The 11,421-nt window shown below is 74.6% G+C and carries 7 protein-coding genes and 1 pseudogene; 1 reads left to right on the top strand and 7 read right to left on the bottom strand.

Annotation, left to right across the window (positions count from 1 at the left end; genetic code table 11):
• The first annotated feature begins 14 nt into the window (after positions 1-14).
• Positions 15-743 (top strand): ZIP family metal transporter, encoded by a 729-nt coding sequence (locus tag BZZ08_RS24220; protein WP_104634370.1) that lies wholly within the window; start codon positions 15-17, stop codon positions 741-743.
• Between the two features lie 20 nt (positions 744-763).
• Here the strand turns inward: BZZ08_RS24220 and cobI are convergent, their stop codons facing one another.
• From cobI to BZZ08_RS24185, 7 genes and pseudogenes are all read right to left on the bottom strand, one after another.
• Positions 764-1,495, bottom strand: coding sequence for a precorrin-2 C(20)-methyltransferase (gene cobI, locus BZZ08_RS24215; protein ID WP_104634410.1), 732 nt, complete (start codon positions 1,493-1,495; stop codon positions 764-766).
• Positions 1,492-2,973 (bottom strand): cobyrinate a,c-diamide synthase, encoded by a 1,482-nt coding sequence (locus BZZ08_RS24210; RefSeq protein WP_198601671.1) that lies wholly within the window; start codon positions 2,971-2,973, stop codon positions 1,492-1,494. Before BZZ08_RS24210 ends, cobI begins: the two co-directional genes overlap by 4 nt.
• On the bottom strand, positions 2,967-3,566 hold the full coding sequence (gene cobO, locus BZZ08_RS24205) for a cob(I)yrinic acid a,c-diamide adenosyltransferase (RefSeq protein ID WP_104634369.1): 600 nt from the start codon (positions 3,564-3,566) through the stop codon (positions 2,967-2,969). Before cobO ends, BZZ08_RS24210 begins: the two co-directional genes overlap by 7 nt.
• Positions 3,566-5,589: pseudogene (locus BZZ08_RS24200) on the bottom strand (putative cobaltochelatase). Before BZZ08_RS24200 ends, cobO begins: the two are co-directional and overlap by 1 nt.
• The gene (gene cobN, locus BZZ08_RS24195; RefSeq protein WP_104634368.1) at positions 5,586-9,239 is read right to left on the bottom strand and encodes a cobaltochelatase subunit CobN; all 3,654 of its coding nucleotides are present in this window, start codon (positions 9,237-9,239) and stop codon (positions 5,586-5,588) included. The pseudogene BZZ08_RS24200 and the gene cobN overlap by 4 nt, the downstream one beginning before the upstream one ends.
• Positions 9,236-10,744: a cobyric acid synthase gene (locus BZZ08_RS24190; protein ID WP_104634367.1), complete on the bottom strand. Its 1,509-nt coding sequence runs from the start codon at positions 10,742-10,744 to the stop codon at positions 9,236-9,238. The genes cobN and BZZ08_RS24190 overlap by 4 nt, the downstream gene beginning before the upstream one ends.
• Positions 10,741-11,421 (bottom strand): CobD/CbiB family cobalamin biosynthesis protein (locus tag BZZ08_RS24185; protein WP_104634366.1); only part of this gene is annotated, 681 nt, incomplete at its 5' end. The genes BZZ08_RS24190 and BZZ08_RS24185, both read right to left, overlap by 4 nt.

Raw genomic sequence — 11,421 nt, 5'->3', positions numbered from 1 at the left:
GATACCAAGGGCCCATGGCGGTCTTCGTCGCGCTCGGCGCGTTCCTGATGACGCTGGCCGGCGGCTGGACGGCCCAGCGCGTGACCGACCGGCGCCACCTCGTCCTGGGCCTGGCCGGCGGCCTCATGCTGGGCGTGGTCGGCCTCGACCTGCTGCCGGAGGCCCTGCAGGCGGCGGGCGACGAGGTGTTCGGCGTGCCCGCCGCCCTGCTGCTCTTCGTCGCCGGATTCCTGCTCGCGCACCTGGTGGAACGCCTGCTGGCGGCCCGCCGCGCCGCACACGGAGCCGACGAGCACGGCCACCGCTCGCCCGAGGTGGGCCTGACGGCCGCGGCCGCGATGGTCGGTCACAGCGCCATGGACGGCGTGGCGATCGGCGCGGCCTTCCAGGTCGGCGGCGGCATGGGCGCGGCGGTCGCGATGGCGGTGATCGCCCACGACTTCGCGGACGGCTTCAACACCTACACACTGACCAGCCTGTACGGCAACGCCCGCCGCCGGGCCGTCGCGATGCTCGTCGCCGACGCGCTGGCCCCCGTCGTCGGCGCGGCCTCCACCCTCCTGTTCACCATCCCGGAGGGTGCGCTCGGCGCCTATCTCGGCCTGTTCGGCGGCGTGCTCCTGTACCTCGCCGCGGCCGAGATCCTCCCCGAGGCCCACCACGAGCACCCCGCCCGCTCGACCCTGCTGTGCACGGTCGCGGGCGCGGCGTTCATCTGGCTGGTCGTGGGCATCGCCGAGTGAGCGCCGCGCACCACGGACGTTCACAGCTTCCCGCCCCGCCCGCCCTCGCGCCGGGCGGGCGCGATGAGCGTCGACAGATACGGCAACGGCGCCCCGTCCAGCTCGCCGGCGGGCCGTACGGACTCCTCGGGCAGCCCGAGCGCCGACCCCCACACGGCGTCGTCCAGCCGCCCGCTCTCCCGCAGCGCCTCGGCCACCTCGGCCGCCTGCCGGCCGAACTTGTAGGCGACGACCGTGCCCGGCCCGTGCAGCGCCTCCTTGAGCACGGCGGCCCCCGCGGTGACCGGCACCAGCGTCAACGGCTCGGTGCCCTCGGTCAGTACGGCCCCCGACCGCGCCGCGAGGTCCTGCATGGCGGTGATCCCCGGCACGGTCTCCACGACGGTGCCCGGCACCAGCGCGCCGACGGTCTGCGCGAGATAGGTGAAGGTCGAGTACACGTTGGGATCACCGATGGTCGCGAAGGCCACGGCGGCGTGCTCCCGCAGCAGCCCGGCCACCCGCTCCCCGGCCGCGTCCCAGGCCGCCTCGCGCCGCGCCCGGTCGGTGCGCTCGTTCAGCGCGAACACGACCCGTACGACCTTCTCACCGCCCACGTAGTGCAGCACCGTCGCCTCGGCGCGCCCGCGTTCACCGGAGTCCATCACGGGCACGACCACGACATCGGCGCCGCGAAGCGCGTTGACCCCCTTCACGGTCACCAGCTCCGGATCCCCGGGCCCGACCCCCACACCGATCAGTCTGCTGCTCATGACGTCCGGCACCTCTCCACGAACCGACGGGCGACACCGGGCTCGGCCGCCCAGTGCGTGTGCAGATAGCTCGCGTGCACACCGCGCTCCACAAATCCCTCGACGCGCCGCTCGGGCGCCCGCATCCCCCACGCCGGCGCCGCCCCGGCCCCCGGCTCCACGACCGTCCGGTGGAACTCGTGCCCCCGCAGCCGCGTCCCCGCCCCGGCCAGCACGCTGTCGGACACGGCCACGGCGTCCCGGTAGCCCAGCGTCAGCCGCTCCGACATCCGGGCGGAGGCGTCCAGCACCCCGCACATCGGCAACCCGTCCAGCTCCCGGCACAGATACAGCAGCCCCGCACACTCGGCGGCGACGGGAGCACCGCTGAGCGCCAGCTCGGCGACGGACTTCCGCAGCCCCTCGTTGGCGGACAGCTCGGAGGCGTACACCTCGGGGAACCCGCCCCCGATCACCAGCCCGGCGGTCCCTTCCGGCAGTTCCTCGTCCCGCAACGGGTCGAACGTGACGACCTCGGCCCCGGCGGCGGCGAGCAGCTCGGTGTGCTCGGCGTAGGAGAAGGTGAAGGCGGGCCCACCGGCGACGGCGACGCGCTCCCTCAGCCCGTCCGGCGTTCGAGGACGAGGTCGTCCAGGCCGAAGCGGGGGTCCGGGGGCAGCAGCCCCCGGGGACGGGACGGGACGGGGCGGCGGGGGCGAGGAAACCAGGGCCTCGGCCGCATCCCAAGCCGCACCAGCCAACGCCCCGGCAGTCCGCGCCAGCCCGACCAGCGCCTCCAGATCGCACCCGTCGGCGACCTGCCCGGCCATGGCCGCAACCGCCCCCACCGCCTGCGAACGCCGCTCGGCTACGGGAACCAGCCCCAGATGCCGCGACGGCACGTCGACCTGCGGAGCCCTCCGCAACACCCCCAGCACCGGCACCCCGACGGAGTCCACCGCCTCCCGCAGCAGCACCTCGTGCCGGTCCGACGCGACCTTGTTCAGGATCACGCCGCCGATCCGCACCTCCGGGTCCCAGCTCACGAACCCGTGCACCAGCGCCGCCACCGACCGCGACTGCGACGACGCGTCCACGACCAGCACCACCGGCGCCCGCAGCAGCTTCGCGACCTGCGCGGTGGACGCCAGCTCGCCCTCCCCGGCGGCCCCGTCGTACAGCCCCATCACGCCCTCGACCACGGCGATGTCGCAGCCGCGCGCCCCGTGCAGGAAGAGCGGTCCGACCAGCTCGGGCCCGCACAGGTAGGCGTCGAGGTTGCGGCCCACCCGCCCGGTGGCGAGCGCGTGGTAGCCGGGATCGATGTAGTCCGGCCCGACCTTGTGCGGCGACACGGCGAGCCCGCGCCCGGCGAGCGCGGCCATCAGCCCGGTGGCGACGGTGGTCTTGCCGCTCCCGGACGAGGGCGCGGCGACGACCAGCCGGGGCACGGCGGAGTGGGCGTGGGAGCGGGAGTCGGAGTCGGCGGAGGTCACCACTCGATGCCCCTCTGCCCCTTCTGCCCGGTGTCCATCGGGTGCTTGACCTTGGACATGTCGGTGACGAGGTCGGCGCACTCCACCAGCGCGTCGGGCGCGTTCCGCCCGGTGATCACGACGTGCTGGGTCCCCGGCCGCTCCCGCAGCACGGACACCACCTCGTCGGTGTCGACCCACCCCCAGTGCATCGGATAGGCGAACTCGTCCAGCACGTACAGCTTGTACGTCTCGGCGGCCAGGTCCCGCTTGACCTGCTCCCAGCCCTCCCGGGCCTTCTCCTCGTTGTCCAGCTGCGCGTCGCGCTGGACCCAGGACCAGCCCTCGCCCATCTTGTGCCAGTCGACCGACCCGCCCTCGCCGCTGGCGCCCAGCACCCGCAGCGCGTTCTCCTCGCCGACCTTCCACTTGGCCGACTTGACGAACTGGAACACCCCGATCGGCCACCCCTGGTTCCAGGCGCGCAGCGCCAGCCCGAAGGCGGCGGTGGACTTGCCCTTCCCGATGCCCGTGTGCACCACGACCAGCGGACGGTTGCGCCGCTGACGGGTCGTCAGCCCGTCGTCCGGTACGACACTCGGTTTCCCCTGCGGCATTACGCGGCCCTCCCGCTGCCCAGCCTGCTGCCCCGCACGTCCTTCACGAGCCCGGCGATCGAGTCGGCCCGCAGCTCGTCCAGCGTCACCGCCGTACCGCCCAGTTCACCCGCGAGCTGCCCGGCGAGCCCGAGCCGCACCGGCCCCGACTCGCAGTCGACGACCACCGAGGCGGTGCCCTCGGCGGCGAACAGCCGCGCGGCACGCCCCGCCAGCGCGACGGGCTCCGGGCCCCCGGTCGCCCGCCCGTCCGTCCCACCACGACCAGCGCCCGCCGCGCGGGATCCCGCAGCCGCTCCACCCGCAGCACCTCGTGCGCCTTGAGCAGCCCGGCCGCGAGCGGCGTACGCCCCCCGGTCGGCAGCGACTCCAGGCGGACCGCCGCCGCGTCCACCGACGAGGTCGGCGGCAGCACCAGGTCGGCGGCCGCACCCCGGAAGGTCACCAGACCCACCTTGTCCCGCCGCTGGTAGGCGTCCAGCAGCAGCGACAGCACGGCACCCTTGACGGCGCCCATCCGCTGCCGCGCGGCCATCGACCCGGAGGCGTCCACGACGAACAGCACGAGGTTGCCCTCACGCCCCTCGCGCGTCGCCTGCCGCAGATCGTCCCGGCGCACCACGAGCCCCGGCCCGCTGCGCCCCCGCGCCCGCTGGTGCGGGGCGGCGGCCTGCACGGTCGCCGCAAGGTGCAGCTTGGTCAGCGCCCCCCGGGGCCGCCGGGCCCCGATGGTCCGCCCGTGCTCGGCCCGCGCCCGCGAACGCCGCCCGGCGGCACCCTCGCCGAGCCCCGGCACGCTCAGCACCTTGGTCCGGAACGGCTCGGCGGCCCGCGCGGGGGACTGCTCCCCGGCACCGCCGGACGGCTGCGGCTCCCCGTCCTCCCCGGCCTCGGGACGCGCGGCGGCGTCGCCGTCACCCGGCGGCGCGTCGTCGGGCTCGGGCTGTCCACCGGGACCGCCGCCGGGACCCGGGTCGGGATCGTCGTCCCCGTCGGGCCCGTCCCCGTCCTGCCCGCCGAACTCCTCCAGCGTCTCGTCCAGCTTGTCCTCGTCGAGCCCCGGCGCGTCGAACGGATTGCGCCGCCGCCGGTGCGGGAGCGCGAGCAGTGCCGCCTGCCGCACGTCCTCCGCGAGCACCTCCGTCCGCCCGGCCCAGGCCGCCAGCGCGGTCGCCGTCCGCGCCATCACGATGTCGGCCCGCATGCCGTCCACCTCGAAGGCGGCACACGTCGCCGCGATCTGCCGCAGCGCCCCGTCGCCCAGCCGCACCGACGGCAACAGCTCCCGCGCCGCCACGATCCGCGCCCGTACGGCGGCCTCCTCGTCGGCCCAGCGCACCGCGAAACCGGCCGGGTCGTCGTCGTGGGCCAGCCGGCGCCGTACGACCTCCACGCGCTGGTCGGGCTCGCGCGAGGCGGCGACCTCGACGGTCAGGCCGAACCGGTCCAGCAACTGCGGGCGCAGCTCGCCCTCTTCGGGGTTCATCGTCCCGACGAGCAGGAACCGCGCGGCATGCCGCACCGACACGCCCTCGCGTTCGACGTACGAGGCGCCCATGGCGGCGGCGTCCAGCAGCAGGTCCACGAGGTGGTCGTGGAGCAGGTTGACCTCGTCGACGTACAGGATCCCGCGGTGCGCGTCGGCCAGCAGGCCCGGCTCGAAGGCCTTCACGCCCTCCGCCAGCGCGCGCTCGATGTCCAGGGCACCCACCAGCCGGTCCTCGGAGGCGCCGACGGGCAGCTCGACCATCCGGGCCGGGCGCGACGCGAACGCGCCCGGCTCGTGCGGGCCGTCCGGGCAGCCCGGGTCGGGGGAGTCGGGGTCACAGGAGAAGCGGCACCCGGAGACGACGTCCACCTCCGGCATCAGCGCCGACAGCGCCCGCACGGCCGTGGACTTCGCGGTGCCCTTCTCGCCGCGGACCAGCACACCGCCGACGGCCGGGGAGACGGCGTTCAGCAGCAGCGCGAGCCGCAGGTCGTCCTGGCCCACGACGGCCGTGAACGGGAACGGGGTACTCACTTGTCGTCACCCTCCAAGTCACCTTCGAGCTCCAGATAGGTGGCGCGCAGCCGGTCCAGGGTTTCCTGGTCCGGCTCCGCCCACAGCCCCCGGTCCGCGGCCTCCAGCAGCCGCTCCGTGATGCCGCGCAGCGCCCAGGGGTTGGACTTCTTCATGAAGTCCCGGTTCTCCGGGTCGAAGACGTACTCGGCGCTGAGCCGCTCGTACATCCAGTCGTCCACCACGCCGGCCGTGGCGTCGTACCCGAAGAGGTAGTCCACGGTGGCCGCCATCTCGAAGGCGCCCTTGTAACCGTGCCGCCGCATCGCCGCCATCCACCGCGGGTTGACCACCCGGGCCCGGAAGACCCGGTGCGTCTCCTCGCCCAGCGTCCGGGTCTTCACCTGGTCGGGAGTGGCGGAGTCGCCGACGTACGCCTCGGGGGATTCGCCCGTCAGGTGCCGCACCATGGCCACCATGCCGCCGTGGTACTGGAAGTAGTCGTCGGCGTCCACGAGGTCGTGCTCACGCGTGTCCACGTTCTTCGCGGCCACCGCGATCCGCCGGAACGCCGTCTCCATGTCCCCGCGCGCCGCCCGCCCGTCGAGCCCGCGCCCGTAGGCGTAGCCGCCCCACACCGCGTACACCTCGGCGAGGTCCGCGTCGGAGCGCCAGTTGCGGGCGTCGATCAGCGGGAGCAGACCCGCGCCGTACGCGCCCGGCTTGGAGCCGAAGATGCGGGAGGTGGCCCGGCGCCGGTCGCCGTGCTCGGCGGTGTCCTCGTCGGCGTGCGCCTTCACGAAGTTCGACCCGGCGGGCTCGTCCCGTTCCGCGACCGCCCGCACCGCGTCGTCGATCAGCCCCACCACGTGCGGGAAAGCGTCCCGGAAGAAGCCCGAGATGCGCACCGTGACGTCGACCCGGGGCCGGCCCAGCTCGTCGACCGGCACCACCTCGAAGCCCGTCACCCGGCGCGAGGCGTCGTCCCACACCGGACGGCACCCCAGCAGGGCCAGGATCTCCGCGATGTCGTCACCCTGGGTGCGCATCGCGGACGTGCCCCAGACGGTGAGGCCGACGGACTTCGGGTACTCGCCCGTGTCGTTCAGGTACCGCTGGATCAGCGAGTCCGCCAGCGACTGCCCGACCTCCCAGCTCAGCCGGGACGGGATCGCCTTCGGGTCGACGGAGTAGAAGTTCCGGCCGGTCGGCAGGACGTTGACCAGCCCGCGGGTCGGGGAGCCCGACGGTCCGGCAGGCACGTAGCCGCCGTCCAGGGCCCGCAGGATGTGCCCGATCTCGTCCGTGGTCCGGGCCAGGCGCGGCACGACCTCCGTGCAGGCGAACTCCAGCACCGCGACCGCGTCGGGGAGTTCGCTGCCCAGCACGTCGCGCACCAGGCCCGGGACGGCCGCCGGGTCCCACGCCCGCAGCTCCATCCCCTCCGCGACCCGCCGGCACAGCTGCTCGAGGAGGTCGATCGCGTCGGCCGCCGACCGGGCCGGACCGTCCACCAGCTCCGTCAGCTCCACCGGCACCTTCACCGGGGCACCGGGCTCGGCCAGCAGCTCCTTCTCCACCAGGCCGAAGTGCTCGGCCAGGGACGCCCTCAGGCCCGGCAGGGCGTTCGCCTGCCCGCCCCACACCTGCGCGGCGCGCAGCACCGCGAGGACCAGGTTGACGCGCGGCTCGCCGACCGGGCCGCCGCCCAGGACGTGCAGGCCGTCGCGGATCTGCACGTCCTTGATCTCGCACAGGTAGCCGTCGATGTGCATGACGAACTCGTCGAACGCGTCGTCGTCCGGCTGGTCGTCCACGTGCAGGTCGTGGTGGAGCTCGGCCGCCTTGACCAGCGTCCAGATCTGCGCCCGGACCGCCGGCGCCTTCGTCGGGTCCAGGTCGGAGACGAGCGCGTACTCGTCGAGCAGCTGCTCCAGCTTGGCCAGGTCGCCGTAGGTGTCCGCACGCGCCATGGGCGGGACGAGGTGGTCGACCACCGTGGCGTGGCCGCGCCGCTTGGCCTGGGTGCCCTCGCCGGGGTCGTTGACGATGAACGGGTAGATCAGCGGCAGGTCGCCGAGTACGGCGTCCGGCGCGCAGCCCGCGCTCAGGCCGAGGCCCTTGCCCGGCAGCCACTCCATCGTGCCGTGCTTGCCCATGTGCACGATCGCGTCGGCGCCGAAACTGTGCTCCAGCCAGCGGTAGGCGGCCATGTAGTGGTGCGACGGCGGCATGTCCGGGTCGTGGTAGATCGCGATCGGGTTCTCCCCGAAGCCGCGCGGCGGCTGGATCATCACCACGACGTTCCCGAACCGGAGCGACGCCAGCACGATGTCGTCCCCGTCGACGTACAGCGACCCCGGCGGCTCGCCCCACGCCTCGGTCATCGCGCCCCGCAGCTCCGGGTCCAGCGTCTCGAACCAGGCCCGGTAGTCGGCCAGCGGCACCCGCGCGGGCGCGGCGGCGAGCTGGTCCTCGGTCAGCCACTCCACGTCGTGGCCGCCGGCCGCGATCAGCCGGTGGATCAACTCGTCGCCCTCGGAGGGGTATGCGCCGACCCCGTACCCCGCGTCCCTGAGCGCGTCCAGCACCCGCACCGCCGACGCCGGGGTGTCGAGACCGACCGCGTTGCCGACGCGGGAGTGCTTGGTCGGGTACGCCGTGAAGACCAGCGCGAGCTTCTTGTCGGCGTTCGCCTTGTGCCCGAGCGCCGCGTGCCGTACGGCGATCCCGGCGACCCGCCCGGCCCGCTCCGGGTCGGCGACGTACACCGGCACCTCGTCAGGACCCTGCTCCTTGAAGGAGAACGGCACGGTGACCAGGCGCCCGTCGAACTCCGGGATCGCGACCTGCATCGCCGCGTCCATCGGGGAGAGGGCGGCGTCGGAGGCCTCCCAGGCGGCCCGGGAGGAGGTGAGGCAGAGCCCTTGCAGCACCGGCACGTTCAGGTCGGCCAGGGCCCCGACGTCCCACGCCTCCTCGTCACCGCCCGCCGAGGCCTGCGAGGCGTGCGTGCCGCCCGCCGCGAGGACGGTGGCGACCAGGGCGTCGGTCCGGCCCAGCAGCTCGTACAGCCCGGGGTCGGCGCCGCGCAGCGAACCGCAGTACACGGGCAGGGCGTTGGCGCCGCGCGCCTCGATCGCGTCGCACAGCGTGTCGACGAACGCGGTGTTGCCGCTCAGGTGATGGGCGCGGTAGAAGAGCACGCCCACCGTCGGGCGGCCGGCCACGACGTCCCGGGAGCCGTGGACGCCGTACTCCGGCATCTTCTCCGGCTCGTCGAAGCCCTCGCCGGTCAGCAGCACCGTGTCCGACAGGAAGCGGGCGAGCTGGGTGAGGTTGTCCGGGCCGCCCTCGACCAGGTAGCGCAGCGCCTGCGCCACCACCCCGGCCGGGACCGACGACTCGGCCATCAGCTCCGCGTCCGGCACGCTCTCGCCGCCGAGCAGGACGGTCGGGATGCCGGCGGCCTTCAGCGCGGCCAGCCCGTCCTCCCAGGCGCGCTTGCCGCCGAGCAGGCGCACGACGGCGAGGTCCGCGCCCTCGACCAGGCCCGGCAGTTCCTCCCGGACGTCGACCCGGGTCGGGTTGCCGATCCGGTAGGCGGCGTCCGACGCGCGGGCCGCCAGCAGATCCGTGTCGGCGGTCGACAACAACAACACTGTGCTCATGCGGGCGCTCCCGGTGGAATGAAGGGCAGTCCTTGCGGCGCGCCGGACTCGATGAGCCGCCACAGCGCGTCCGTGTCCGCGTGGTGTTCGATCAGGTCGCCGAGCCGGTCGAGCTGCTCCTCGCGCAGCGCGGCGAACGAGGTGTCGGGGGCCGGCACGAAGCGGCGGCCCGCGGCGGCGGCCACCTCGCGCAGGAACGCCCGCCGGAAGCCGTCCGACTCCAGCGAACCGTGCCAGTGCGTGCCCCAGGTCTGGCCGACCCGGCAGCCGTCCAAGAAGGGATCGCCCCCTGCGACTTCGGCGACCCCGTGGTGGATCTCGTACCCCTCGACGCGCTCGCCGAGGGCCTCGCCCACCGGCCGGGTGAGGGTCTTCTCGCGGGCGAACCGGACCCGCACGGGCAGCAGCCCGAGCCCGTCCACGTGCCCGGCGCGGGACTCGACCTCGTCCTCGATGTGCTCCCCGAGGAGCTGGAAGCCGCCGCAGACGCCGAGCACGGGCCGCTGTTCGGCGACCCTGCGGACGATCGCGTCCGCGAGCCCCCGCTCCCGCAGCCACTCCAGCGCCCGCACCGTCCCCCGCGTCCCCGGCACGACCACCAGGTCCGCGTCGGCCAGCTCCTCCGGCCGGTCCACGAACCGCACCACGACACCCGGTTCGGCGGCCAGCGCGTCCACGTCCGTGAAGTTGGACATCAGCGGCACCGCGCAGACGGCGACCCGCAGCACGTCCTCGCCGACGGGCGGCGCGACCACCGACTCCCGCACGGTCCCGCGCAGGGAGACCCGCAGTCCGTCCTCCTCGTCGATGCCGAGCCCGTGCCGGAACGGCAGCACACCGTACGTCCGCCGCCCGGTGAGGCCGTGCAGCATGTCGAGGCCCGGCTCCAGCAGCGACACGTCGCCCCGGAACTTGTTGACCAGGAACCCGGCGACCAGCGCCTGGTCCTCCGGGGCCAGCAGCGCCACCGTGCCGAAGAAGGAGGCGAAGACGCCCCCGCGGTCGATGTCGCCGACGACCAGGACCGGGAGTCCGGCGCCCCGGGCGATCCCCATGTTCACGATGTCGGTGCGGCGCAGGTTGATCTCGGCCGGGCTGCCCGCCCCCTCGCAGATCACCGCGTCGTACGTGGCACGGAGTTCGGCGAGCGAGTCGAGCACCGTGCCGAGCAGCCGCTCCTGGCGCCCGCCGTGGTAGCCGCGGGCGCTCATCTCGCCGACCGGCCTGCCGAGCAGTACGACCTGGCTGCTGCGCTCCCCGCCGGGCTTGAGCAGCACCGGGTTCATGTGCGCGGTCGGCTCCACCCGGCAGGCCTGGGCCTGCATGGCCTGCGCCCGCCCGATCTCCGCGCCCTCGCGGGTCACGAAGGAGTTCAGCGACATGTTCTGCGCCTTGAACGGCGCCACCTTCACGCCCTGCCGCACCAGCCAGCGGCAGATCCCGGCGGTGACGACGCTCTTGCCGGCGTCGGAGGTGGTGCCGGCGACGAGCAGACCACCGATCATGACGTACGTCCCTTCCTGACGATGCCGCGCGCGAGCAGCCGTGCGCCCGCGCACACGCCCAGCGCCAGCCAGCTCACGCGCCGGGACAGCCGTACCGCCCGGTCGATGTCGCCGGAACCGGCCCGTACCGGGCGCCCCGCGGCGCCGTTGAGGACGGGCCGGTGCTCGACCCGCCCGCCGTAGGAGAGCGTCCCGCCGAGCCGCACGCCCAGGGCACCGGCGAACGAGGCCTCCACGGGCCCCGCGTTGGGGCTCGGGTGCCGTGCGGCGTCCGCGCGCCAGGCCCGCGCCGCGCCCCGCGGGTCGCCACCGGCCACGGTGGTCAGGACGGCGGTCAGACGGGCGCCCGGCCAGCCCGCGAGGTCGTCCAGGCGGGCCGAGGCCCAGCCGTAGCGGCGGTACCTGGGCGGCTTGTGGCCGACCATGGCGTCCAGCGTGTTGACGGCCCGGAAACCGAGCAGCCCCGGCACGCCCGCCACGGCGCCCCACACCAGGGCGCCCACGACCGCGTCCGAGGTGTTCTCGGCGACGGACTCCACGACGGCCCTGGCGACGCCGTCGGCGTCCAGCGCCTGCGGGTCCCGCCCGCACAGGTGCGGCAGCCGCGCCCGGGCCGCCGCGACGTCCCCGGCCTCCAGGGCCCGGCCGACGGCGGCGGCCTCACGGGCCAGCGAGGT

This window comes from Streptomyces sp. MH60, assembly GCF_002939385.1.
GTDB lineage: Bacteria > Actinomycetota > Actinomycetes > Streptomycetales > Streptomycetaceae > Streptomyces.
The sequence above is the reverse complement of the archived record's forward strand: the minus strand, read 5'-3'. Positions and strand labels throughout refer to the sequence as shown.

Bases quoted from the DNA above. Each gene is read 5' to 3' on its own strand.
- BZZ08_RS24220 (WP_104634370.1), top strand. From the start codon at position 15: ATGGCGGTCTTCGTCGCGCTCGGCGCGTTCCTGATGACGCTGGCCGGC.
- cobI (WP_104634410.1), bottom strand. From the start codon at position 1,495: ATGAGCAGCAGACTGATCGGTGTGGGGGTCGGGCCCGGGGATCCGGAG.
- cobO (WP_104634369.1), bottom strand. From the start codon at position 3,566: ATGCCGCAGGGGAAACCGAGTGTCGTACCGGACGACGGGCTGACGACC.
- cobN (WP_104634368.1), bottom strand. From the start codon at position 9,239: ATGAGCACAGTGTTGTTGTTGTCGACCGCCGACACGGATCTGCTGGCG.
- BZZ08_RS24190 (WP_104634367.1), bottom strand. From the start codon at position 10,744: ATGATCGGTGGTCTGCTCGTCGCCGGCACCACCTCCGACGCCGGCAAG.